Below are 23,183 nucleotides of genomic sequence, written 5' to 3' on the forward strand. Positions count from 1 at the left end.
AATATTCACAATGTTAAACAGCTTGTTTTCCTTCACTTTCGTGCTTCGTTTAGGACTTTTAACGGCAATTTGTATACCTTCTGTATTGGCTACCTTCATAACACCCTCCTAAAACACCGAACGATCACTAAATTTCTTAGTGAGGCGGTTTGTAATAAGCACCAGGATCAGCGAGATGATTGAAATTCCAAGACCGACAGCAGTCGCATACGAGAAATCCCCCTGGGCAAGCCCGATCTTATAAACGTACGAATTGATTACCTCTGCATGAGATGCATTCAGCGGATTCATGAGTACAAGCGTCTGGTCAAGATTGGATCCAAGAATGCCTCCAACTGCAAGAATAAACATCAGCGAGATGATAAATTTCATCAGCGGCAGCGTAATGTGCCAGATTTGCTGAAGCTTGGTGGCACCATCCATTTTCGCCGCTTCATAATAGGTAGGATCTATTCCTGCCATTGTCGCAAGGTAAATAATCGTTCCCCAGCCCACACCCTTCCATACGTCTGAAAGGACAGCAATCATCCAGTAGCTTTCTGGTTCCACAAGGAAGTTTCTAGGACTGTCCAGTACACCAATTCCGACTAAAATTGTATTGAGCATGCCGGTTGTCGACAGCCAGCTGATCAGCATTCCACCAACAACAATCCATGACAGAAAATGCGGCAGATAGGAAATGGTCTGAACCCACTTCTTAAACCATCCATCCTTTAATTCAAAAATCATGATCGCAAGGATAATCGGTGCTGTAAATCCGATCAGCAGTTTCAGAAAGCTAATCGCAAGCGTATTGACAACCGAATCCCAGAAAAACTTGTCTCCAAATGCCACTTTGAAATTCTCCCACCCCACCCAGGGTGCCGAGGCAATCGTGTCTGTAACCGAGAAGCTCTTAAAAGCGATAGTTAATCCGTAAATTGGCACATAACAGAAAATAATCATAAAAATAATGCCGGGAAGCACCATGACCTGAAGCGGCCACTGCTCCTTAAGCTTTTTCAAGAAAGGCTTTTTACTTACTTGCACTCCTTCTATTGCCATTTCCCTTCTCCCTTCGCTGTTGCATAAAAACGTTTTTATTTTAAAGTAAATATAAAAGCACTTAGTTTGTAAGCGCTTTTATAGTTAGTCATTCATAAAAACCATTTTATTTACCGAGCATGAATTTCTTACAACCAGTGTTCCTTCAAGCTTGTCCAGCCTGCCTGTATCCTTTTTCTGGATCATGGCGAGCAGCCGGTTCACTGCCAGAAGCCCCTGTCTTGCAATCGGATTGTTCACAGTCGTAATTGGGGGATTAAAAAAGCCGCTGATGTCGATGTCATCAAACCCAATAACGCTTATATCATCCGGCACTACTAACCCTTCTGATTTCAATGCTTTTATTGCTCCAATCGCGCTGAGATCATTTGCTGCAAAAAACGCATCGGGAAGCCGTTTTCCATTCCTGACGTAGGATTTCACAGCCGAATAGCTCGCTTCTTCTTCGAAGTACCCGACCAGCCGGTGATCTTCATGAAATTCAAGACCCGCTTCCATAATGGCATCCCTGAATCCGCGGAACCGTTCGATGTCGTCGTATAGATTCGAGTATCCCTGTATGTATCCAAGGCGTTTATGACCCAAATTCATTAGATAACGGGCAACAACCTGCCCGCCCTTGTAGGAATCAAATACAACACTGGACATCGCCCCGCTTACTTGCTCCCTGTCGAGAAACACAACCGGCGCCTTTGCCTGTTCGAGCTGCTCAACATTTTTGTCCGTAATATAATCGTTCAAAATAATTGCTCCGTCTACGCGTTTGCCCAGAATACTGCTGAGTGCGCTCCGGTCATTTTTCGTCACAAACACATTCAGTTCATAACCATTGCGCTCACATTCCTTGTAGACAGCATCGGTCAGAATCCCGTAGTACGGTCCCTGCATGCTTGTAATAAATAACCCAAGAACCTTCGTCGCGCTTGTTTTCAAATTCCGGCCGTTTACATTGGGAATGTAATTCAGCCTGTTGGCGACATTCAGAACATGCTCACGTGTTGCTGCATTGAGCACATCCACGCCGTTCAGAGCATTGGATACGGTTGAAATGGAAACTCCCGCTTCTCTTGCAACGTCTTTAATGGTGATTTTTGTCGTAATTGTACTCTCCTGCCTTCAATAAAAACGTTTTTATTTATGAATCTAGCATACTCCCTAAAATATCCCTGCGCAACGTTTTTTTGACAAAAGAAGATGAATTTTTTTAATAGACTGATAATTAACCTTTGAAATTCGGATTTATATTCAAAAAAGCCCATCCTTTATGCTATGATAAAAATAAAAACGTTTTCAAACATCAGGGGGAGTGCCATGAACACAGGAGGATTGGTGCAGCAGCTCTATACCGCAACCGAATGGATCACACGAATCTTTACAGCCAACATCGTCTGGCTGTTCTTCAGTCTGCCAATTGTCTACTTATCCTTCAATCTATTTGCCGTCAAAGATCCGGCCGGCTTACTAGTAAATGGGCTGACAATCGCTATTTTTACACCTTTCATCCTTTTCCCTGCGACTGCCGCCCTTTTCGGGCTCACGCGGAAATGGGTGACTGCAGACAGTCAGGTTCGGCTGCTCCGCACCTATTGGAAGCTCTACAAAGAAAACTACACCCGCAGCATGACGGGCGGACTTCTCATTACCCCAATATGGATCATCCTGATTATCGATTACTTTTATTTTGCAAAATCAGGCTCGCCGCTGTATTATCTATTTCTGGCAATCGGAGTCTTCATGTTCGTGTTCACGATGCATTTCTTTTCAAACACCGTGCACTTTCATCTGACTTTGTTCCAGTCCCTTAAAAACTCTATGCTGCTTTCAATCGGAAAGCCTGTACATACAATCGGAATTGCAGCAGGCGTCGGTGCACTTTTTTATGTCAGCACCAGCGTTTTTCCACTGCTTATTTTGCTTGGTTTAGGGAGCTTGACGGCGTGGGTGGCGTTTTATTTATTTTTGAGGGCTGTTTAATTTGCGCTTTAGTGCACGTAAAAAAACTCGTCATTTTGTATGGCGAGTTTTTTTAGTATTTGTTGCTGCAAGATTTCATTCAAATTCATCTATTATCTCAACCACTTCTATTTTCCCATTGACCAAAAGCTCCGGCAGTTTATTTTCTTCGCGGTTTTCCCAATAATCCTTTGCCTGCTTCATCTTATCTGAAAACGGAATACAGTCTTCCTTTGGCAGCAGGCTGCCGTTGCCTTCAAAGCAGCTGCCTTCTACTTTGAGTTTCACAATCTGCAAGACTCCCCGATTATAAGAGTCAAAGATTTTTTTCCATCTCAAAATATCCTCATACGTTTTCGCTGCATATAAACATGAAAGCCGTGAAGGGTATTCAGGGTAATCTCGTAATCTGACCATTTCAACGACTGCTTCTCTGACAGCTCTCATTGTTTTGTCCATATACTTCATTGTTGTTTCTGCATCATCTTTATTCAATTTCAAACCATCATCACATATTCCATTCTGAAGAATCCGGTCAACTGTTTCACCTTTGGAATTTATAATATGGGGTTCAAAAAAGAAGCGGAACAGAGAATTATGCTCATAATTGTCAAAGACAATGATCTGACCGGGACTCATTTTTTTCTTTGTGACTAGATGGTAGACGTAAAAAGGGTTGTTCATAGGTTCCTCCTGCTGACTGCTATTGAAAGATTATGTGATTAGAACGCCAATCACAATAAAAAGAAGGGAAACAGCAAAAAAGACAAGAAAAAAGTATCCGAAGTACCGGATTGGTTTGGGGAGTTTTTCCATATCAGTCTGCGCAGGCAGTCCCTCAATTGTTTTCATGTGATCCACAGCATCATTGAATGGTTTTTGATCGGACATCTTGGAAACTCCTCTATTTGGTTTAATTTTTACACCTTGCTTTTATTAAATTTTGCGAACGCTACCAAATATCCCTTATCACAAGACGAAAATCCGTTCTTTTCATAAAATGACCTAACTTCCTCTGACTCATCAGTCAGTAATACATTTTGCCTGACGTCTTTGTACTGTTCCAAGACCAGCTTCAAGAGCTCTGAGCCAACACCTCTGTTCCGGCAGGATTCAAGCACCAGTAAATCCTGAATATAAATAATGGTCAGCCCATCTCCGACCACTCTGACTAATCCAATTAACTGCCCATGCTCCCATGCAGTTATGACCTTGAGAGAAGATTTGATTGCGCTCATCAGCTTTGGCATATCTTCTGTATAGGAAGTCCAATTTGCATCCTGATACAAATGCCCGACTTGTTTCTCATCGAGTAAGTTCGTTTCTTTATAGGTAATTTTCATCTATGTGCCTCCTCTTATTTATAGTATCAAGGAGACTTCTTATCGTCGCTTAATCATATCTTCACCTTCTCTAACACAACTCATCTTCATTATATTATTCTACCATAAACTGTTAAAACCTCTTATATTCAAAAAAGTTCTCCACCCGTTCAAAGAAATTAAGCAGGTGGATGGTGGTATTAGTTACGTTAAAAAGGACTGATCACTGTGACCAGTCCTTTCGTTCCTTGTTAGGTTATGTTATCTAATATATTGCGTTTAATAACTTATTAGACAACCTGCAGATAAAGATCTGATGAAAATTAGGATGACTTTCACCTAGAATGACCAGGAGAAATATTAGGGAACATTTAGTTTGAATGGGGTCCTTATTTATCTATATGTATTATAGAAAGATAGGAAACTCTAAAAGAAATCTCCTTAAAAAGTTCTTACAAAGCCAAAAACACATTCCAAACCATATGAGCTCCTATAACCAGCCACAGAGAGCCAGTCAGCCCGTAACCAATCCCAAAAGCAAACCCTTTAACAATTCCGCCGACCGGATCAGGGTGCATGATTCCGAACAGGACAGAGGTGAAAATGAGGCCTACAAGAAAATGATACCGTTCTGTGAGATATCTCTGCAGGATTCCTCTAAATACCAGTTCCTCTGTAACCGGGACAAGTAATCCAATAACCAGAAGATGAAGCAGGATTTCAGGCACACTGTATCCAAAAAATGCGGTGCCGTCCAGTACAGATAGGAAACTTTCAAAAGGTGCCGTGCTGTCTTTAACAAGCCATTCATAGAGAACAGGAAGGCCGAGGGCTGCTGCAAATCCTGCGAGAAGCTTCCATAAAGATGTTCTTCCTTTGATTAGACTCTCTTTTCCGTAAGCCCATACAGATGGAAATATCTTAAAAAGCAGGGTTATCAGCAAAACAGCCGTCCCCATTGCAGCGGCGCCGTTAATTGTAACGATGTAATCTCTCGTATAAACAGGGCCGAGAAAAATAAACACGCCCATAATCACCGAATAGAATACAATATTCAGAGTTAAAAAAAGAGCTAAGAGCCCGCCCCTTGGCCGTTTTGATGCTGTTTCCCGCAATACAGGCTCAGTGCTCACCTTCATTCCTCCTCAATATAAGCCTTTTACATTTCTAACCACCCAGTTTGCCATCGCAATGCTTTCTTTTAACGATTGAAATTCCTCTTCCGCCTTTACAGCAGTTTCATGGTTCTCGACAGCTTTTTCATGAAGGGCCTGAATGGCTTCCCCGTCTAGCTCTGATACAAGCCTTCCCTGAATTTGAACTAAGAAGTTTTTATACGAGTCGTATGAATCAATTGCCGACAGCCCAGATTTAAGTTCACTAAGCTCGCTTTCAACCTTTGCCTCCATCTGCCTCTTCAGACTTTCCCTCTGACGGATCCGTTCAATTTCTCGGTTGATTGTTTTTTGAACACTCTCGATCTGCTCCATGATGGCATCCTGCGCATCGCCTATCTGTTCGGCGGCTTCTTTTTGGAGCTGTCTAAGCTCTGCGGTCGCATCCTCAAGCACATTTCCAAACATCCTGATTCCCTCCCTTACTGTGAGAGCCAGCTGGCTAGCAGCCGGTCTCTATCCTCAAACTGAACTGCCATGCTTTCAAACAGTGATTGTATGCTTTCGAGATCTCTCATGGTTTTCTGCAGACTTGAAAGCGCACGGTCCAGATTCGCATCCTCATAGAACATCGGAAGCCCTCCACTTTGGGACAGTGACAAGTCACGGATCGCTTCCCTCACGTCCGCCTGTGACAGGAGATGAAACTCTCCCGAAAGCTTTGCGTCAAAGTGGCTGATGACATCCTGGACAGCTTCATTATGTACCTGTTCAAACTGAACCACTTTCATCTCAAACGCCTTCATCTCTTCCACCTTCTGCCCGATCATGTCTGCCATATCCCTGACAGATGACAGATCAAGCTTGATTGATCCGCTGCCGTCTGATGAAAGGGGTGTCCCATAGACAAACTCCTCTTTATTCCGGTTATAGAGATACGGCGTATTTTGCGAAGGATCTGTATTAATGGCGTTTCCGTTTTCATCAAATTTAAAGTTTTGTTCGTTTAGGCCGTGTGTCCCGTCTTCCATAACAGCTGTATCCGTTAAATAGCCAATTGTGCCTCCCAAAAAACCCGGCAAGCCAAACTTCCATGCAAAATTGCCATTATCCGTACGAAGCTGCCGGTCAAGCATTGGATTATGCGTATAATAGGTTGTTCCACCATGACGCTCATATTCAGTAGACCACCCCGCACCTACAGCATCGTATGGATCAACGAGGTTAATAGCCGTTTTTTCAAATTCTCCGCTGTAGATTCTTTCTTTCATTTCGTCCGTATATAGATTCATAATCGACGGACCGTTAAATCCGTACGAAAAGACTCCGTTATGAATCCCGGCATATTCAGCTTCGGCTTCTCCAAGGGAATGACCAGTAGCAGATATAGTGGAATCTTTATACTCTGCCTTCACCTCTGCAACAAGCTTATTGGACTGCTCGAACGCTGTATCCTTTTTTACCAGCTCATACTGGCCGTTCATCAGCAGGGCTTCCTGACCGGGGCTTCCCGTATACTTAACCAGAGTTTCAGTTCCTTTTTCCTTCAAATACAAGGTAGGAACCTTCGGATCCGCGCCCATTACCACATGTTTCCCATCAGATGTAAGCACATCGGTCGCTACCTGGCTCGTATCCGTCCCGGCAAAGCCGACTACAACATTTTCAGGAGTTTCACTCTTGATCCACTCTCCATTTACTTTTTCTCCCTGCGAAAAAACAAATGCATCAAGACCTGTGTGCGGATCTCTTTCTACTCGTTCTACAAACCAATACTCATCCGTATGAGCGTTTACCTTAATCTTTATAGGAACTTCAAGTTCATGGGCTTTCTCCAAACGCTCATAATTGTAAGTATTTGAAGAAATGGAATAATAGGTTTGTTCGGTAAGATTTGGAATATTTATTTCCTGTTTCATATACAACACCTTCTTATTTTTGTAAAATAAATAACAGAGAGGAGAATGAATGTGAAAAACAACAAATTCATCACCTTTAGTTTGATTACTTTAATCGTGTTAGGAGCTGTTCTGATGGGCTGCAACAATAGTACAAATGAACAATCGGAAAAAGAAGCAGAATTAGAAGAGGCAAAAAAAATTACAGAGAAACATATTAAAGAGAATTATAAAGACATTGACACCGTTACTTTTACAGAAAACAAAACCAATCCAATGGGCATTTTAGTTTTAGAAGGCTACATAAATAATGATAAAGAAAAAACTTTTTCACTTGACTACGACTACGGACAAAAAGACGTAATCGGAGGACTCGTTCTTGCAGATATAAAATAGAAATGGATCAAACTTCATTACTATATAATGAAGTTTTTTCTGTTACCTAAGACTCACAAGATAGTCCTATAAGGTCTTTTTCCCAAAATCCACAAGATAAAACCACTTATTTCCATATAAATTAAATGATCGTGGTTTTTATATGGTTTATAAAAGATCAACAGTCTTTAATATCTAAATCATTTATCAGAGGTGAAAAATGGGAAAAACCTTTATCATCAGCTTTACGCTTATGTTATTGTTAGCCTCGATTTCAATGAGCTGTAACACTCAAAAAATAAATAATGATGATCCTAAAATTAAAGAAGCTGAGCTTGCTGTACAAAAACACCTCAAAAAGAACTACAAGGATGTTGAATCAATTTCTTTTACAAATCATGAGAAAAACCCTATGGGAGTTCTAATGGTCAGAGGTTATCTAAATGATGATCAATCCAAGAAATTCTCTGTACACTACGACTTTAATCAGAAAGATATTGTTGTAGGAATAGTTAATGCTGATCCTAAATAATACATGTTTTTGAAATCTTATTTAAAGACAGATTTTCTAATACCCCAATAGCTTATCTAGTTCTTTTCTAATAGTCTAAAGATGAAGAATACGTCTGTTTCTATGTTAAATTAAGGAAACATAGAATTAAACCCTGCAAATATCACTTTCTGTTTTTTAGGTTAAAGCTCCTATAGAATACCTGATTTTACTTTGTTTAATGTACTGGCTAATACTGAAAAAGGAGGTCCACACATGTGAAAATGAACAGATACGCCATCTTCTGCTTCATTTCATTATTATTAGTCGGCACAGCACTGACCGGCTGCACGTTGCGGGAGACAGACAGCAGGATAGAAGAGGCTGAAAGTAACACCATCATATACCTCAAAGAAAACTACTATGATATCAGTGAAGTCACCGTTACAAATACAGAAAAAAATCCTATGGGATTATTAGTTCTCTCAGGCTACTTAAATAATGACAAAGGGAAAGAGTTCTCCGTAAACTATGATTTTAATCAGAAAGATGTCATCAGCGGCGGAGTTGACGCTGAATTAAAATAATGTTCATGCTGATGACCAAAGGAGAATGAATATAGATGAAGAGAGTCATTTTTTTCTTAGCCGTTGTCTTATCAGTCTCTCTTATCTTTTTCAGAGGGAATACTACTGAATAAAATAAAGTAAAGAAGCAAACGACGAACGAAGTGATCCGGATACTGAAAACAAACTATGAAGACTATGAAGAAATTTTGTAAAAAGAAACATGTACGTTATGGAAAAACCGAAGAAGATCATTGTTAATACACTCAGCATATCAGATTCTCCAACTGAAATTGCGAGGTGAAAAAATGAAATCCACCATCAAAAAATTAACTGTTTTTTTACTACTCTCTTCTGTTTTAATCAGCTGCAGCACTAGAGGAAACGAATCCGAAATGAAAGAAGCACAGAGTGCTGTTAAAACGTATTTAGAAAGCAATTATCAAGATATCGAATCCGTACACTTTACAAAGACTGAAGATAATCCGCTGGGAGACCTTATGGTATTCGGTTATCTGAATGGAGATAAGGATAAATTTTTTTCTTTTCACTATGACTTTGACCGCAAAGAAGTTACGGTTGGCGGTGCAAATGCTGAGGAAAAGATGAATACCGATGATTAATGTGTCTTCATTTTTATTAAGTTTTTTAATTTCCTATTCTCTTCATTAATTCATATGCAGCCATCCTTACACAGCTCCATACATACTCCCCTCACAAACACCACAACCTAAAGGTAAGGCTTTAAAAGACGGAGGTCTACGTTTAGTGAAAAAAACAGCAATCCTGCTACTCCTTTCTCTTGCTTTCATGCTATTGCCAAGTGCAATCCCCATTTCAGCAGCGCCACCCGAAACAGCGATGAGGGTGATGACCTACAACGTCCGGTATCTGAACAGCTCCGATCCTTCTCCTCATACATGGGCAGAGAGGCTTCCTGCCATCGTGAAGCTGATTCAAAAGGAGAATCCGGATATTATCGGTACGCAGGAAGCTGTGTATCAGCAAATTCAGGACCTTGATGCATCTCTGCTTGAGTACAAATGGGTTGGGATTGGAAGGGAAGGCGGAAGCAGCGGGGAATATACAGCCATCTTCTACAGAACTGACCGTTATGAACTGCTTGAGTACAATTTCTTCTGGCTGTCGGACACTCCTGAGACGGTTGGATCTAAAAATTGGGGCAATGTCATTTCGCGGATGGCGACGTGGGCGAAATTCTCAGACCGAAAAACAAATCAGTCCTTCTACGTTGTAAATACTCATTTCGACCATGTCTCGGCAGAAGCCAGGGAAAAAAGCGCCGCATTGATTCTGGAGAAGATCAAAAACTTCGACCCCGCTCTTCCCGTTCTGCTGACCGGAGATTTCAATGCTGCACCTGGAAGTCCTCCTTATCAGATTCTGACACAGGATGGTGCATTCAAGGATTTATGGAAAACGGCAGCTGTGCGCATCAATGAAAACCTCGGCACCTTAAACCGTTTTAAAGATCCAACAGGTGAGGGTCCAAAGCGCCGCATTGACTGGATCTTGACCAAGGGGAATGTTCTTGCTGACACTGTGAAAATTGTGAATGATTATGAGAATGGACAGTTTCCAAGCGATCATTTTCCGGTTATGGCGGATTTGCGGATTGTAGGAAGATAAGACAAGGCAGAAAAAACGAATGTTTTTTCTGCCTTTTTTACTGCTAACTGCGATTTTTTATTCCCTTTCAATTGGAAGCTCTATCCTGATCTGATTCACAGATTGACAAACTACATCATACATTTCCTTCATTCCGACCTCTGATGCTTCAAAAGAATATGCATTGGCGCTTCTAATCCCAATATACTCAGCTTCTTTTGCAACATCTATGTTCGCTCCCATAAAGATGAATTCCCAGCTGTATTTTTCCTGCTGATGCTTGATGAGTTCATGGACTTTATCATATGAAAATTCTTTACTGGCATTTTCCTGTCCGTCCGTTGTAATGACAAAAATCACTTTGCAGGGACGCTGTTCTTTCGGAGTTTTTGAAAGTCTTCGGCCCACATCGGTAATTGTTTTCCCAATGGCATCTAAAAGGGCCGTCAGCCCTCTGACATAGTAGTCTTCTACAGTCAGTTTGACGGATTTTGCATCTTCGCCCTTCCAAAGCACTTCATATTCATCATCGAATAATACAGTGGTCAGCACTGTATCTCCTTCAAGCCTGCACTGATTTTCAATAAAAGAATTGAACCCTCCAATAACATCCTGTTCAAGTCCGCCCATTGATCCGCTGCGGTCCAGCAGAAAGACAATTTCATTTAACTTATGATTCATGTTCATCAGCCTCCATACATATTCATGGTATAATCTTAACAATAAATATCCATATTATGGTCGCTTTGAAAGCGACATTTGGAGGCGGTCATTTGCTTAATCAAACCTTTTTAGATGAACTGAAAGACTACATAGACAACGCACTATTTTCCTCAGATTTTTTTTGCTATTCACCGGCATCAGAAGATATTCTGGTGTATTCACCCGAGATCATTTCTCAGGATATCGAAGATTACATAGACAATAACCGCCAGCCTGTTCTAAACCAGGTACTTTTTGACCTGATTGATAAGCGGGGCCTTACTGATGCACAAGTATACAATAAGGCCGGATTAGACAGAAAACTGTTTTCAAAAATAAGAACAAACCCTGCCTATAAGCCTAAGAAACATACGCTCGTATCCATTGCATTCGCATTGAAATTAAGTGAGGATGAGTTTGACAGCTTTTTGGAAACCGCTGGTTATTCACTCTCGTACAGCGACACACAAGATCTTATCATTAAGTTCTTTCTTAAGGAAAAAAGATATGATGCCGATGAACTAAACGAAGCATTTGACAGGTTCATCCCTAAAAAGCAACAAGGTGAACGTCCGCGGGTAAACAATAATTAATAAGCTTGGTATTACTACAATCAAACACGATATTGAGCACGTAAAATCGGACATTGCTTATTTACCCCGGTAAGTTCACCTGAAATAAACTAAAAAACATCTACTTACCAGCCTCAAGGGCTTTCTAATGTTTACTTGTATGCCTCACAAGTAATCAAGACTAGTAAAGATAAGAATGATACCCACTATGCAGATTATCCAAGAAAGAGCCGATCCAGATTGAGCAGCTATCTTCAAGTGCAGCCGTTCAAGACTTTTTTGCATGCTGCGCCCAAGAAGAAAAGATAACATATACAGCAAAAGAGAAGGCATCACCATAATAAAATTGTAACCGGCTAAAACAGGAGACCATTCCGTCCACGGCAGATTAGAAGCGGTCATAATGCCGATTGCAGTAAAATAAGGGAATGCGGTGCCTGCTTCTGCGATTGAGGCAGTGAGTCCCAGGGCTGCAGCCGATCGGACACCAGCGGATACTGAATAGGACGGGACTGAATGTTTTCTTGCCGGCACATAAAAACTTGCGATGAACAGACAGACTCCAGTTAGAAAGACTGTCCAGCTAACAAAGCGAATTTGAAAAAAACCAGAGATAATGTCAGCCAGAAAACCTAACCCCAGCATCAGAAAGACTCCAACAGTAAAATAAAACCCGGCAACTGTCAGCAAAAAAACCATTAGCCGTTTGGCAAGCCCCTCTTTGTTTCCAAGTAGCATATACACGGTTATCCCCAATGTAGCAGGACTTAATGTATCCAAAAGGGCAAGACCGCCAATGGCAAGAAGCATTTCACTATTCATCGCTCTGTCTTGACGAAGAGGCATTCTCATTTCGTACATAAATTTCATGTGCCCGTGTCATAAACTCGAGCAAATCGTCTTCAATCGGATACAGCCCCATCTTCTCTGACTGCTCTTGAGATATTCTTATTTTCCAAAGCTTATCTAAAAATTCGTTCTCGCCATCAAATTCTTCTATACGCTTTTCATCCATCCTTCTTATTATCGTTTGAACTTCAGGTGTACCTGGACCATCCTTCATGCAGCGCTTCAACTGACCAATCAGATTCATCCATTCCAGCGAATCCCCTTTTGCCATATTGGGAACCTTATTCAATAATTGGATTTCTTTCTCCCTGAATACAGATTCACGGTACTTCCTTTGTATCTTTTTGTCTCTGCTTGATACGTGCATAAGCTTTTGAACCGCAATCCATTCTTCCTCTCCTTCAACAGCTATTCCATGGATGAGCTCCCGCAGGGACTGTTCAACCTTCTTCAGGTTTTCGATTTCTTCTAATATAAAAGATAACTGGCTCTTTAAGTGAACCGACCAATTCCACTCATTTGAAGCGAGCATCTCCCGAATCTCATTTAATTGAAACCCTGCCTTTTTTAAAAATTGAATCTGCTGCAGTTTTTTGATTTCAGTGTTTGAATATAATCGATGACCTCCTTCCGTTTTGGACGCAGGCCTCAACAAACCGATCTTATCGTAGTGACGCAGCGTTCTGACTGTAACACCTGTTTTCTCCGCCACTTTGTTAATGTGCATCAAGCTGTATCCCCCCGATTCGTTTTAGGTAAGCTATTCTTCTTTACGAAAATACATTTTTAATAAAAACCCTGCACCCAGGCCAATCAGCGCTCCCGGAAACGCATTGTCCAGGATCAGCCCGATTCCAGCTCCTATAATGACACATCCATAAATGACAATATCCTCCTGTTTCATAAAAAAACCTCCCCGCTTCAAGCAGCATTGTTTTAAAGGGTGCATCACCAGCTGTTTATCAGTATATAAGATGACGCAGCGTCAACTTCAAGTTCCATTTGCAGAAAAAGCCTGACACGTTACCTTGGCCAGTCTTATTACTTTTTGCCTATTGGAGCTGAGCTTAAAATAGAGGTTGAAAATCTATTAATCTATATTTATAATTATGCATGTAAATGAATTTTAATAAAAGGAGACACTCATGAAAAAACAGATTTTTACTATACTCACTATTCTATTTCTGCTAATCTCATCTGCAGGCGCAGCTTCGGCTGTCACATATTCCCCGTCATTGGTACATAAAAAAGGCGCAATGGCTTATCAGCATACGAAATACCTGTCTGAAAAAATCGGCCAGCGAGTAATGGGCACTCCAGGTGAAACGGCAGCGAAAACGTATGTCCAGAAGCAATTCAAGCGCATGGGCTACAAGCCTGCTGAACAGTCTTTCACTTTCACAAGAAAAGGAAAAGACTTCTCATCTGCAAATGTTCTGGCTTATAAGCAAGGCAAATCAAGCAAGCAAATCATCGTCGGCGCGCACTATGATTCTGTTGCAACCGGCAAAGGAGCTGACGATAATGCATCCGGCGTCGGAGTCATGCTTGAAGTGGCAGAAGTTCTTAAAAAGAAAAAAACGCCATATTCCATTGTATTCGTTGCCTTCGGCGCTGAAGAAGGCGGATTAAACGGATCAAACCATTACGCGAAACAAATGACTGCAAAAGAAATAGAGAACACAATTGGCATGATCAACCTGGACAGCCTTGCTGCAGGCGACAAAATGTACGTCCACGGAAGCGCAGGCGAAGATGGGTTCATTCGTGACCAGGCAGTAAACATCTCTAAAAAGAAAAAACTCAACATTGGCATCAACACAGGATTAAATCCTGACTACCCTGCAGGCACAACAGGAGACTGGAGCGACCATGCACCATTCGATAAACTCGGCATTCCTTTCGCATACTTTGAATCTACCAACTGGGAAATCGGTGACCTTGACGGGTATGAGCAAACGGAAGAATACGGCGGGATCTGGCATACAGAAAACGACACTCTTGCCTTCATTGAAGAAGCATTTCCAGGCAGAACGGAAGAACGTCTATCCTCTTACAGCCAGGTGCTGACTGAGCTTTTGAAGCATATAGATAACCCAAGTTTATCAAACTAATAGAACTAAAAAAGAAAGGCCAATGCCTTTCTTTTTGTTTTGCCCGTATAACATTACATCTTCTCAGCAATCCTTTTAAGCTCCACTGCACGAGCAGCAATAAACTTCCTCATATACCTTTCCATAAATAACAGATCTGCTATCTTTCCAAGAATACCAAAAGGAGATTCATAGGAAAAGGTATCCTTCATGATTGTCCCTGTGCCGCTTTCTTGGAATTCGTGCGTATGCGTGAATGAACGAAAAGCTCCCTTAACCATAACATCTGTAAATCGATAGGGCACTTCCATCTCAATAATCTTAGCTGTTAATCTCTGTCTCACTCCAAGATGAACAGCTTCCCAAGTGACTGAATCGCCGCGTTCCATCAAGCCGGTGGTAACACCGTCAACCGCTCTTTCCTGAGTTCTTCCTGTCGTTTCCATATGGACATCTACACTGCGTGCAAGGTCGAAACAAACTTCAATGGGCGCCCGGATATAAACTTTGTGCTTAATTGTTGGCATAGCAGGTACCTCTCATCTATCGGATACACCAATTGTAAGCAACGGCTGACTAGTAGACAAGAAAGGCGATCTCAATTTTACATTTTATGCTAAAATGAATTGTATTTAATAGAAGTATACGGGGAGATGCAGAGAATGAAAGCAGTGGTACAATATGAGTTTGGAGATTCCAGTGTCCTTACATATTCAAATATTGAGGTACCCGAAATAGGAAAAAACGAAGTATTAATTAAAGCAGCTTATACAAGCGTTAATTATGCAGATATTAAAAAGCGGTTAGGAAATAAAGGAAGAGGGAGTTTTCCTCTGACACTTGGATTGGATGTTGCCGGTACAATTGAAGAGGCATCCGCTGACTCATCTTTTTCCAAAGGAGATCGTGTAATAGCTTTTCCTAAAAACGGTTCGTATGCAGAGTTTGTTGCGGCAAATGAACAATTAGTTTTTAAAATTCCAGATAACCTATCATTCGAACAGGCTGCTGCAATGCCTACCGTATCTATTTTAAGCTTTATACTCTTATACGAAATTGGACAAGTACGCAAGACAGATGCCATTGTTATACACAGTGCAGCCGGCGGCGTAGGCTCTATGCTCGTACAACTTGCAAAGCTTGAGGGTGTTCAGAAGATTATCGGGACGGTTGGCAGTTTAGATAAAGAGAACTACGTAAAGAATTTGGGTGCAGATTTCGTGCACACCTACGAAACTTTTTCAGAGGAAGTGCTGGAACAGACAAATAATCTTGGTGCTAATGTTATCTTTGACTCCATTGCCGGCGAAGTCACCAGCCAAAGCTTGAAGTGTTTGGCATTATACGGCACTCTCGTGCAATTCGGCAACAGCAGCGGAAAACCTGGCAGCTTCAAAACAAGTGATGTTCACAGCAGCTGCAGAAACATTAAAGGATTCAGCCTGGGCACAACCAGAAAACACAATCCAGAAAGACTAGCGCCTGTGGCAGAAAGAGCTTTAAAATTATTTGCCTCAGGAAAAATAACCCTTCCTATCGCCGAAGTGTTTGATTTAAGTGAAGCGGCACGGGCTCATAGGTTAATTGAAAGCCGCAATTATGAAGGTAAAATATTAATCAAGATATAAGATGGTTGAGATGCTAGTTGCATAGGCATAGTTGAGGAAATGTAAGGGAAGGGAATTAGAGATAAAACGACCAGATTTTGATCTGGTCGTTTTTTTCCTTCCTAGGTTTTTTTTTTACAAACCCTAAACCGTCATCCTCCAACTAGACACAGCAAGCCACGCCTCCCGCTCTTTATAATCAGGCATAATCTTCCCGACCAATCTCCAGAACGACCGGTCGTGATTCAGGTGCACCATGTGGCACATTTCGTGCACGACCACATAGTCGATCACCTCCTGGGGCGCCATCGAAAGCTTCCAGTTGAAGGTCAGCTCCAGGTTTCCGTTGCACGTTCCCCAGTTCTTTTTGCTGTCGACAATTTTGACAGAGCGGGGCTTCATTTTGAAATGGGATTGGTGAGACTTGATGCTCTTTTCCACGATGGCTTTGCACTGCTGGTAATAGTAGCGTTTGAGTGCCTGTCTGATTCTGGCATCTTCCTGCTGCTTTACTTGAATGTGCAGGGTTTTCCCGTCAAATACTAAATGGTCCTTATCAATGGTTTCATCGTGCGTAATACTGATGGGGTACGCCTTTCCCAAATACAGAAAGGTCTCCCCGTATTCATAGGTTTTCTTCAGCGCGCCCTGCATCCTGGCCTGCATGTCTTTCAGCTTTTCCTGAATCAGTGCCCAGTTTGCCTCAAGCACCTTATGCACTTGCTCTTCGCTCGTGCCTTTCGGAGCCAGGACCTCCACGATCCCGTACTGGTCCATGCGCAGCCCGATGGAGGTGCGGTTTTTATGCGTCACCTCATACCGGATTGTTTCTCCTGCATATGTGTGGTTCATCTTTACGCGCCCCGGTATTTAACAGCCAGTCCCTTTAAAAAGTTCCGGGCAAACTTATCTCCGCACGCTTTGTAATTTTTATGGCCTTCTTTTCTGAGGAGAGCACCGAGTTCTCCTTTAGTCACCTGCAAACCTGCCCGGTCAAAAATCTCAATCATTTCCTCAGTTGTGAGCGCAAGAGCAATCTTCACTTTTTTCAAAAGATGATTGTTTACATTTGTGCTTCTGCCAAGCGTCAGTTCCGGAGTCTCTGCTCCAGGCTTCGGACCGCGTTTAAAGGTGATTAATCCATTTAAAAACGACTCGAACATCACATTGTCGCACGTGATGTTTTCTTCTTCTGAGTCAGACTTTGTCAAGATGAGCGGCAGATCCAGGGGACTTACTTCGATCCCGCCAAGCTTAAAAATCTCGACCATCTCTGCATTTTTCAAATCCAGTGCATATCGTAAGCGTATTAAAATATCGTTATTATCCATTATATGACCTCCTGTCCGTCAGTTAACAGGTAACCGGCGGGTGTTTGCATGATTGCTTTGTTCATTATAAAGGGTAGACGGACAATAATAAAGCCTGCCCCCGAAAGGACAGGCTCACGCGTTATTCTTTCATCCATTCTTCCATTGCTTCATCAAGTTCTGCCGTGGTTTTCATCTTCCGTTCGTGCAGCCCGCTCAGCTTGTCATAGTCCAGTTCATCCCCCATTAAGGAATCGAGATGAACGAGTTCCTTTTCAAGCCGCTCAACCTTCGCCAGAGTAGTTTCGGCCGCTTCCATTTGCTTCGCAGTTTCCACTCGTTTTTTCTCTTTAACAATTGTCTGCGCAGGAATCTGCTTTGACTTCTGCCGCTTGTACTCATCATAGTTTCCAAAGTAGCTTTTAAACGCAAAGTCCTCAAGCGCAACGATCCGCTGGCTGATCTTATTGATAAAATAACGGTCGTGCGAGATAAAGAAAATGGTTCCGGTGAACTCTTCAAGTGCTTCTTCAAGGGTTTCAATTGAATCAATATCCAGGTGATTCGTCGGTTCATCCAGGATCAGCAAGTTCACATCCTGATACAGCAGCATCCCAAGCTTCAGCCTGATCCGTTCTCCTCCAGACAGCTGATTCACTTTTTTGAAGACCGTATTTTTATAAAACATAAATTTAGCCAAATACTCCCGAGCCTTGCCCTCAGGTATCGAGATATTCTCCCTGAAGCATTCGAGAACGGTGTGCTGTTCGTTATTAAAAGTGATGATCTGCGGCAAATAGGCAGCCATCACATTTGCACCAGCTTCTACCACCCCTGCATCCGGCTTCACTTCTCCAAGCAGCATTTTCAAAAAAGTCGTTTTTCCGCTGCCGTTTCCTCCGATCAGACCCACACGCTCCCCGTATCGGATCATCAAGTCTGCGTTTTTCAGCAGCACCTTATCTCCGTAGCTTTTCGAAAGACCGGCCGCCTTGATCGTTTCATTCCCAGACCGTTCCGCCTGTTTGACGTTCAGTCTCATATTCCGCCTTTCAAAAACCGGCCTATCAATGCGCTCCATCTTCGCGAGCTTTTTCTGGATGCTCGCTGCCCGTTTGAAGAATTTGGTGTTGTCGGCACGCATCGCCCAGTCCCTGAGATCTTTTACGGTGGTTTCCATCGAAGTGATTTTCTTTTGCTGCTCCCGGAAATGCTCAAACTGTATCCGCATGTTTTCTTCCTTTTGGCTCACAAAAGAGGAATAGTTCCCCTTATACGTAATGGATTCCATGTCTTCAATTTCCACGATTTTGGTCACAACTTGATCCAGAAAATAACGGTCGTGGGAGACGATGAGGACGATCCCCTTATAGCTTTTCAAATAGCCCTCCAGCCATTCCAGAGCATCCATGTCCAAATGATTTGTCGGCTCATCCAGCAGAAGAATGTCAGGATCATGCACCAATAGCTTTCCAAGCATGACCGTCCTCTTCTCCCCGCCGCTCAGCAAATCAAAGTCCTGATTCAAAAAAGCATCGCTGAATTTCAGACCCGTGCACACCTTCCCAAGCTTCTCCTGAATCTCATAGCCGCCTTTGCCTTCATACAACTGGACAAGCTCGCTGTATTTCATCAGGGCCTTCTCAAGAACAGCATCCGTAAGCGTCTGCATCTGCTCCTCTAAATCGCGCATCTGTTTCTCAATCTTATGAACATCCTCAAACGCCATGTTCAGCACATCTATTACCTTCAGACCTTCAGGAAAAGACGGCATCTGTTCCAAATACGCAATGGTCGCACCACTCGGCCGGTGGATCAGCCCCTCATCATACCCCGGGCTCGACGTCTGGGGATAACCCGGATAGTAATGCATCTTCAAAATCCCGGCAATCAGCTTTAAAACCGTACTCTTGCCGCTTCCGTTGGCTCCCACAATCCCAACCTTATCTCCGGCGTACACCTCGAAACTGATATTTCTCAGCACAAGGGTCGCCTCCATATATTTCTTCACACCCTGCAGCGTCAACTCAAACACAAAATCCCCTTCTTTCATCATTGTGTGAGTTATGCCGTCTATGGACAGGGCAAAGAAGTCGGTTACTATTCTTTTTTACATGCAAAAAGGCCGCAAGAAGAGATCTCTTCCTACAGCCTAAAATCGTTCGAGATTATGATTGGGGTAAGCTTAAATAAGCAGGCGTCTGCATAAGTGCACAGAACATTCCTGTATCAGCATAACTGTTAAAAAAACAGCCGACCTTCATCATCTCAGGTTTTAGAAAAGTAAGCGATCCTCTGTATTGCCAATATTCCATAAAGAGCATAACCAAATAAACCTGTATATCAGGCAATTTTTATACTCGTTATAAAATTCGTATGAATTTTATCTGGAAATGAATTAGCAATAAGATGGCATCATATGGTTACTTTCCTCCTAAGATTTGTTTTATTGTCTCATTTTTAGGTAAATATGTAAATAATCAATTCAGAATTCAATCGTGTTCTTTGCTATCAATAAACAAAATTCCATAAAGGATTTAAGGCCATAACAAAACGGCCAGAGATTTTCTCTGCCCGCTTTGTTTAACATATATTAAAAAACAAATAGTATTTATATCTTAAAAAGTCATTGATAAATAAATACCGCCATGATATATTACTTTAGAAACACAAAACTCATTAATTAAACACCATATATTTATCCCTATCTTAATCTTACATCAAAACCCCTCTCTCAGTCAACACATTTTACAATTTTTTTTAAAGGAGTGCTTTGAATGAAAAATGACCTTCGGCAGGAGCAGGAACGACTGGATCTGGTGACCGGGACTATTACGGAGCAGATGAGCAAGCTTGCGGATGAAGCCGGCCGGCGCCGGAGTGAAGTGACCCATATTCAAAAGCACTTTTGGGATGAAGTCAAGGTCAATACTGATACGTTTGACGACTATCTTGAGACAATCATCGGCTTAAGGCAGCAGGCGCAGGCCCTGACCGTCAGCCAGAGCACACACAGGCATGCCAAAAGCAGGCTTTCTGTCCTTGAGCGCATTCAAAAATCGCCTTATTTTGGACGGATTGATTTCACCGAGGAAGGCACAGAAGAACCCGAAAAAGTCTATATTGGCATCTCAACTCTCACGGATTCAAGCGGTGAGGATTTTCTGGTTTATGATTGGCGCGCTCCAGTTTCGAGCGTTTATTATGACTATCCCCCCGGCCCTGCTGACTATACAACTCCAGGAGGCGTTATCAAAGGCAATCTGGAGACAAAGTGGCAATATATTATCCGCGAAGGCGTTGTCGAGTCGATGTTCGATACGAGCCTTACCATTGGAGACGAGATTTTAAAGGAAGTGCTCGGCAAAGGGACAGACAAACATATGCACAGCATTGTAGCGACGATTCAGCAGGAGCAAAACCGGATTATCCGGCATGTGAACGGCAAACTTCTCATTGTCCAAGGAGCTGCAGGCAGCGGTAAGACTTCGGCAGCTATGCAGAGGATCGCTTACCTCCTCTATAAGTACCGTGATCGTCTGAAGGCTGACCAAATTATTCTTTTTTCTCCTAACTCCATGTTTAACAGCTACGTATCCAACGTCCTGCCAGAGCTTGGCGAAGAGAACATGCAGCAGGTGACGTTCCAGGAATATATGTACCACAGATTGAGCGGCTCCTTTAAAGTAGAGGACCCTTATGAGCAGCTGGAATATGTGCTGACTGCAGAAGATGAACCTGCCCGCCGTACAAGAACGGCGAGTATCAAATTCAAGGCGTCAACTTCCTTTTTCGAGACGGTAAAAGCTTACAGCCAGTCTCTTGAAGAATCCGGCATGATATTTAAAGGGATAAAATTCAGAGGAAAACCTTTCGTCTCCGCCAAACGAATCGAAGAAAGATTTTACGGCACGGATACCTCTATCCGTTTTTCCAACAGAATTGAGAAGCTTCAGGAATGGCTGAATGCAAAGATTGATGAAACGGAGAAAGCCGAGCTGAACAAGCCGTGGGTTCAGGAGGAAATCGAGCTCTTAAGCAAAGATGAGTATCAGAAGGCATTTGCCTATTTAGAGAAAAGAAAGGGCTCCGAAGAAGATCTTGATGATTACGAACAAGAAATCAAGGTGCTGGGCCGGATGGTCGTCCGGAGGAAGCTGAAGCCGCTCAGAAAATGGGTGGAGGGACTCCGCTTCGTTGATTTTACCGCTTTGTACAGGCAGCTTTTTTCAGATTCGACGCACATAAGCAAATGGATGACAGGGAATCCGCCGGAAGAGTGGGCTAATATTTGCAGAATGACAATGAACATGCTTGATGAAGGAAGGCTGAATTATGAAGATGCTCCGCCGTTTTTATTTTTGAAAGAGCAGGTTCAGGGCTTTCAGACTAACACTTCGATTAAACACGTTCTTGTAGACGAGGCACAGGATTATTCTCCTTTTCAATTTGAATTTTTGAAACGGCTGTTTCCTTTGGCAAAGATGACCGTGCTCGGGGATTTTAACCAGGCCATCTTTGTTCACGCAAGCGGCCTGTCCGATTTTCACCCGCTTATGAGCTTATATGGACCCGATGAAACAGAGGCGATTCTCTTAAATCGAAGCTACAGATCCACTAAACCGATAACTGATTTTACTCGGAAACTCGTTCCTAATGGTGATCAGATTGCCTCTTTTGAGCGCGGCGGCGAAATGCCTGTTCTGACTACAGTATCAGACCGCGCAGAACTGCACCGGCGCATCACAGCCAAAGTTGCTGATTTTCAAAAGCTGGGGCACCAGTCCATTGCCATCATCTGCAAATCCGCTGCCGAAAGCAGCGAAGCTTTTAACGCGCTTGGAAACATCCCAGACATTAAACTTGTAAAAAGCGGATCGGCTGAATACGAGCAGGGCATCGTTGTGATCCCTGCCTATCTGGCCAAAGGCATTGAATTCGACGCCGTGATCATCTATGACGCATCCGCTCAAGCTTATGGAGAAGAGAGCCTGCGCAGATTGTTTTATACTGCCTGCACCCGGGCGCTTCATCTCTTGCAGATTTACAGTGAAGGTGAGCCGTGTGCGTTTTTGCAGGAGGTCCCGCGGGAGAGTTTGATTTGGAGTTAATCTCAGACAAAAAAAGGAAGGAAAGGCTGACGTTCTGCCTCTCCTTCCTTTTTATTTTGCATTCGCGTCAGGCTGGTGAATTCCGAAGATGTTGCCTTCCGTATCAAGGTAGTACCCTTGCCATGCCATTCCGGGAAGCGCATATTTCGGCAATGCGACCTTGCCGCCGCACTCAAGAATTTTCACTTCCGCTGCATCATAGTTTTCAACGCCCATCGTACAGGAGAACCCGTTTAACGGCTGGTTTTGCTCAGGCGAAGGACCCTGTCTCTGCATCAAAGCCCCGTTGACTCCCGGTTCATTCTCGTCCCCTGTCACTGCACCGAAATAAGGCAGTCCTGCATATTCGCTCCAATCCTGGAATGTCCATCCGAATACCTCTCCGTAAAACGTCTTTGCGCGCTCCATGTCGTTTACGTGAATTTCAAAGTGAACTAATCTGCCCATTTCGGCCTCCTATTTGCATATGTATTTTTACTATTTTTTCTAAACTGGCACAGAAATGTATTTCTGTTTCAGCTGCCTTAAAACCTCTTTCAAAAGTGAA

27 protein-coding genes are annotated in these 23,183 nt (G+C 42.7%); 10 read left to right on the top strand and 17 right to left on the bottom strand.

The window, feature by feature from the left end:
- Positions 1–108: 108 nt before the first annotated feature.
- Positions 109–1,044 carry an ABC transporter permease gene (locus AZ46_RS18480; protein WP_152554780.1) on the bottom strand — a complete coding sequence of 312 codons (936 nt, stop codon included), beginning with the start codon at positions 1,042–1,044 and terminating at the stop codon, positions 109–111.
- Positions 1,045–1,128: 84 nt separating this feature from the next.
- Entirely contained in the window at positions 1,129–2,145 is a 1,017-nt protein-coding gene (locus AZ46_RS18485; protein ID WP_029285603.1) for a LacI family DNA-binding transcriptional regulator, read from the bottom strand.
- A 210-nt stretch (positions 2,146–2,355) separates the two neighbouring features.
- Here AZ46_RS18485 and AZ46_RS18490 point away from each other — a divergent pair, with 210 nt between their 5' ends.
- Positions 2,356–3,018, top strand: a complete 663-nt coding sequence (locus tag AZ46_RS18490; RefSeq protein ID WP_029285601.1) for a YesL family protein — start codon at positions 2,356–2,358, stop codon at positions 3,016–3,018.
- Positions 3,019–3,093: 75 nt separating this feature from the next.
- Here AZ46_RS18490 and AZ46_RS18495 read toward each other — a convergent pair whose 3' ends face one another.
- The 6 genes from AZ46_RS18495 to AZ46_RS18515 form a co-directional block, all read right to left on the bottom strand.
- Positions 3,094–3,681 (bottom strand): DUF2441 domain-containing protein, encoded by a 588-nt coding sequence (locus AZ46_RS18495; protein WP_029285599.1) that lies wholly within the window; start codon positions 3,679–3,681, stop codon positions 3,094–3,096.
- A gap of 30 nt (positions 3,682–3,711) precedes the next feature.
- Entirely contained in the window at positions 3,712–3,888 is a 177-nt protein-coding gene (locus AZ46_RS22100; protein WP_152554781.1) for an amino acid transporter, read from the bottom strand.
- Between the two features lie 29 nt (positions 3,889–3,917).
- Positions 3,918–4,340 (bottom strand): GNAT family N-acetyltransferase, encoded by a 423-nt coding sequence (locus tag AZ46_RS18500; protein WP_029285597.1) that lies wholly within the window; start codon positions 4,338–4,340, stop codon positions 3,918–3,920.
- Positions 4,341–4,771: 431 nt separating this feature from the next.
- On the bottom strand, positions 4,772–5,452 hold the full coding sequence (locus AZ46_RS18505) for a CPBP family intramembrane glutamic endopeptidase (protein WP_029285595.1): 681 nt from the start codon (positions 5,450–5,452) through the stop codon (positions 4,772–4,774).
- Between the two features lie 12 nt (positions 5,453–5,464).
- On the bottom strand, positions 5,465–5,902 hold the full coding sequence (locus AZ46_RS18510) for a hypothetical protein (protein WP_029285593.1): 438 nt from the start codon (positions 5,900–5,902) through the stop codon (positions 5,465–5,467).
- 14 nt (positions 5,903–5,916) lie between these two features.
- On the bottom strand, positions 5,917–7,353 hold the full coding sequence (locus AZ46_RS18515; RefSeq protein ID WP_029285591.1) for an alpha/beta hydrolase family protein: 1,437 nt from the start codon (positions 7,351–7,353) through the stop codon (positions 5,917–5,919).
- 51 nt (positions 7,354–7,404) lie between these two features.
- Between AZ46_RS18515 and AZ46_RS18520 the strand changes: the two genes are divergently transcribed.
- From AZ46_RS18520 to AZ46_RS18540, 5 genes are all read left to right on the top strand, one after another.
- Positions 7,405–7,728 carry a DUF1433 domain-containing protein gene (locus AZ46_RS18520; RefSeq protein WP_161781226.1) on the top strand — a complete coding sequence of 108 codons (324 nt, stop codon included), beginning with the start codon at positions 7,405–7,407 and terminating at the stop codon, positions 7,726–7,728.
- Positions 7,729–7,927: 199 nt separating this feature from the next.
- The gene (locus tag AZ46_RS18525) at positions 7,928–8,239 is read left to right on the top strand and encodes a DUF1433 domain-containing protein (protein ID WP_051865746.1); all 312 of its coding nucleotides are present in this window, start codon (positions 7,928–7,930) and stop codon (positions 8,237–8,239) included.
- 242 nt (positions 8,240–8,481) lie between these two features.
- On the top strand, positions 8,482–8,784 hold the full coding sequence (locus tag AZ46_RS18530; RefSeq protein ID WP_235728253.1) for a DUF1433 domain-containing protein: 303 nt from the start codon (positions 8,482–8,484) through the stop codon (positions 8,782–8,784).
- 287 nt (positions 8,785–9,071) lie between these two features.
- Positions 9,072–9,386 carry a DUF1433 domain-containing protein gene (locus AZ46_RS18535; protein ID WP_081870240.1) on the top strand — a complete coding sequence of 105 codons (315 nt, stop codon included), beginning with the start codon at positions 9,072–9,074 and terminating at the stop codon, positions 9,384–9,386.
- Positions 9,387–9,531: 145 nt separating this feature from the next.
- Positions 9,532–10,413, top strand: a complete 882-nt coding sequence (locus AZ46_RS18540) for an endonuclease/exonuclease/phosphatase family protein (RefSeq protein ID WP_051865754.1) — start codon at positions 9,532–9,534, stop codon at positions 10,411–10,413.
- A 57-nt stretch (positions 10,414–10,470) separates the two neighbouring features.
- Here AZ46_RS18540 and AZ46_RS18545 read toward each other — a convergent pair whose 3' ends face one another.
- Positions 10,471–11,073, bottom strand: coding sequence for a vWA domain-containing protein (locus AZ46_RS18545; RefSeq protein WP_029285578.1), 603 nt, complete (start codon positions 11,071–11,073; stop codon positions 10,471–10,473).
- Between the two features lie 92 nt (positions 11,074–11,165).
- On the opposite strand from AZ46_RS18545, the gene AZ46_RS18550 reads away from it, so the two are divergent.
- Positions 11,166–11,687 (top strand): hypothetical protein, encoded by a 522-nt coding sequence (locus AZ46_RS18550; RefSeq protein WP_051865755.1) that lies wholly within the window; start codon positions 11,166–11,168, stop codon positions 11,685–11,687.
- Positions 11,688–11,831: 144 nt separating this feature from the next.
- Here the strand turns inward: AZ46_RS18550 and AZ46_RS18555 are convergent, their stop codons facing one another.
- From AZ46_RS18555 to AZ46_RS22225, 3 genes are read right to left on the bottom strand one after another with little or no spacing between them, the layout of a single operon-like run.
- Positions 11,832–12,488: a GAP family protein gene (locus AZ46_RS18555; RefSeq protein ID WP_029285574.1), complete on the bottom strand. Its 657-nt coding sequence runs from the start codon at positions 12,486–12,488 to the stop codon at positions 11,832–11,834.
- Positions 12,481–13,245 (bottom strand): MerR family transcriptional regulator, encoded by a 765-nt coding sequence (locus AZ46_RS18560; protein ID WP_029285571.1) that lies wholly within the window; start codon positions 13,243–13,245, stop codon positions 12,481–12,483. The genes AZ46_RS18555 and AZ46_RS18560 overlap by 8 nt, the downstream gene beginning before the upstream one ends.
- A 30-nt stretch (positions 13,246–13,275) precedes the next feature.
- Positions 13,276–13,419: a hypothetical protein gene (locus tag AZ46_RS22225; protein WP_029285569.1), complete on the bottom strand. Its 144-nt coding sequence runs from the start codon at positions 13,417–13,419 to the stop codon at positions 13,276–13,278.
- A 241-nt stretch (positions 13,420–13,660) separates the two neighbouring features.
- Here AZ46_RS22225 and AZ46_RS18570 point away from each other — a divergent pair, with 241 nt between their 5' ends.
- The gene (locus AZ46_RS18570; protein ID WP_029285567.1) at positions 13,661–14,629 is read left to right on the top strand and encodes a M20/M25/M40 family metallo-hydrolase; all 969 of its coding nucleotides are present in this window, start codon (positions 13,661–13,663) and stop codon (positions 14,627–14,629) included.
- Between the two features lie 53 nt (positions 14,630–14,682).
- Here AZ46_RS18570 and AZ46_RS18575 read toward each other — a convergent pair whose 3' ends face one another.
- Positions 14,683–15,135 (bottom strand): SRPBCC family protein, encoded by a 453-nt coding sequence (locus tag AZ46_RS18575; protein ID WP_029285565.1) that lies wholly within the window; start codon positions 15,133–15,135, stop codon positions 14,683–14,685.
- 135 nt (positions 15,136–15,270) lie between these two features.
- On the opposite strand from AZ46_RS18575, the gene AZ46_RS18580 reads away from it, so the two are divergent.
- Positions 15,271–16,236: a quinone oxidoreductase family protein gene (locus AZ46_RS18580; protein WP_029285563.1), complete on the top strand. Its 966-nt coding sequence runs from the start codon at positions 15,271–15,273 to the stop codon at positions 16,234–16,236.
- A 123-nt stretch (positions 16,237–16,359) separates the two neighbouring features.
- Here AZ46_RS18580 and AZ46_RS18585 read toward each other — a convergent pair whose 3' ends face one another.
- From AZ46_RS18585 to abc-f, 3 genes are all read right to left on the bottom strand, one after another.
- A complete protein-coding gene (locus tag AZ46_RS18585) occupies positions 16,360–17,067 on the bottom strand; it encodes a M48 family metallopeptidase (protein ID WP_029285561.1) in 708 nt (235 codons plus the stop codon).
- Positions 17,068–17,069: 2 nt separating this feature from the next.
- Positions 17,070–17,546 carry a YehS family protein gene (locus tag AZ46_RS18590; RefSeq protein ID WP_029285559.1) on the bottom strand — a complete coding sequence of 159 codons (477 nt, stop codon included), beginning with the start codon at positions 17,544–17,546 and terminating at the stop codon, positions 17,070–17,072.
- 121 nt (positions 17,547–17,667) lie between these two features.
- Positions 17,668–19,560 (bottom strand): ribosomal protection-like ABC-F family protein, encoded by a 1,893-nt coding sequence (gene abc-f, locus AZ46_RS18595; RefSeq protein WP_029285557.1) that lies wholly within the window; start codon positions 19,558–19,560, stop codon positions 17,668–17,670.
- Between the two features lie 742 nt (positions 19,561–20,302).
- Here abc-f and helD point away from each other — a divergent pair.
- Positions 20,303–22,636: an RNA polymerase recycling motor HelD gene (gene helD, locus AZ46_RS18600; RefSeq protein ID WP_029285555.1), complete on the top strand. Its 2,334-nt coding sequence runs from the start codon at positions 20,303–20,305 to the stop codon at positions 22,634–22,636.
- A 51-nt stretch (positions 22,637–22,687) separates the two neighbouring features.
- Here the strand turns inward: helD and AZ46_RS18605 are convergent, their stop codons facing one another.
- Positions 22,688–23,083, bottom strand: coding sequence for a VOC family protein (locus AZ46_RS18605; protein ID WP_029285553.1), 396 nt, complete (start codon positions 23,081–23,083; stop codon positions 22,688–22,690).
- Positions 23,084–23,183: the final 100 nt, after the last annotated feature.

This window comes from Metabacillus indicus LMG 22858, from assembly GCF_000708755.2.
GTDB classification, from domain to species: Bacteria; Bacillota; Bacilli; order Bacillales; family Bacillaceae; genus Bacillus_P; species Bacillus_P indicus.

Coding starts and splice junctions, on each gene's coding strand:
- AZ46_RS22225 (WP_029285569.1), bottom strand. CDS start 13,419: ATGAAACAGGAGGATATTGTCATTTATGGATGTGTCATTATAGGAGCT.
- helD (WP_029285555.1), top strand. CDS start 20,303: ATGAAAAATGACCTTCGGCAGGAGCAGGAACGACTGGATCTGGTGACC.
- AZ46_RS18555 (WP_029285574.1), bottom strand. CDS start 12,488: ATGAATAGTGAAATGCTTCTTGCCATTGGCGGTCTTGCCCTTTTGGAT.
- AZ46_RS18525 (WP_051865746.1), top strand. CDS start 7,928: ATGGGAAAAACCTTTATCATCAGCTTTACGCTTATGTTATTGTTAGCC.
- AZ46_RS18570 (WP_029285567.1), top strand. CDS start 13,661: ATGAAAAAACAGATTTTTACTATACTCACTATTCTATTTCTGCTAATC.
- AZ46_RS18535 (WP_081870240.1), top strand. CDS start 9,072: ATGAAATCCACCATCAAAAAATTAACTGTTTTTTTACTACTCTCTTCT.
- AZ46_RS18515 (WP_029285591.1), bottom strand. CDS start 7,353: ATGAAACAGGAAATAAATATTCCAAATCTTACCGAACAAACCTATTAT.
- AZ46_RS18480 (WP_152554780.1), bottom strand. CDS start 1,044: ATGGCAATAGAAGGAGTGCAAGTAAGTAAAAAGCCTTTCTTGAAAAAG.
- AZ46_RS18510 (WP_029285593.1), bottom strand. CDS start 5,902: ATGTTTGGAAATGTGCTTGAGGATGCGACCGCAGAGCTTAGACAGCTC.
- AZ46_RS18545 (WP_029285578.1), bottom strand. CDS start 11,073: ATGAATCATAAGTTAAATGAAATTGTCTTTCTGCTGGACCGCAGCGGA.
- AZ46_RS18580 (WP_029285563.1), top strand. CDS start 15,271: ATGAAAGCAGTGGTACAATATGAGTTTGGAGATTCCAGTGTCCTTACA.
- AZ46_RS18500 (WP_029285597.1), bottom strand. CDS start 4,340: ATGAAAATTACCTATAAAGAAACGAACTTACTCGATGAGAAACAAGTC.
- AZ46_RS22100 (WP_152554781.1), bottom strand. CDS start 3,888: ATGTCCGATCAAAAACCATTCAATGATGCTGTGGATCACATGAAAACA.
- AZ46_RS18575 (WP_029285565.1), bottom strand. CDS start 15,135: ATGCCAACAATTAAGCACAAAGTTTATATCCGGGCGCCCATTGAAGTT.
- AZ46_RS18490 (WP_029285601.1), top strand. CDS start 2,356: ATGAACACAGGAGGATTGGTGCAGCAGCTCTATACCGCAACCGAATGG.
- AZ46_RS18585 (WP_029285561.1), bottom strand. CDS start 17,067: ATGAACCACACATATGCAGGAGAAACAATCCGGTATGAGGTGACGCAT.
- AZ46_RS18495 (WP_029285599.1), bottom strand. CDS start 3,681: ATGAACAACCCTTTTTACGTCTACCATCTAGTCACAAAGAAAAAAATG.
- AZ46_RS18590 (WP_029285559.1), bottom strand. CDS start 17,546: ATGGATAATAACGATATTTTAATACGCTTACGATATGCACTGGATTTG.
- AZ46_RS18530 (WP_235728253.1), top strand. CDS start 8,482: ATGAACAGATACGCCATCTTCTGCTTCATTTCATTATTATTAGTCGGC.
- AZ46_RS18605 (WP_029285553.1), bottom strand. CDS start 23,083: ATGGGCAGATTAGTTCACTTTGAAATTCACGTAAACGACATGGAGCGC.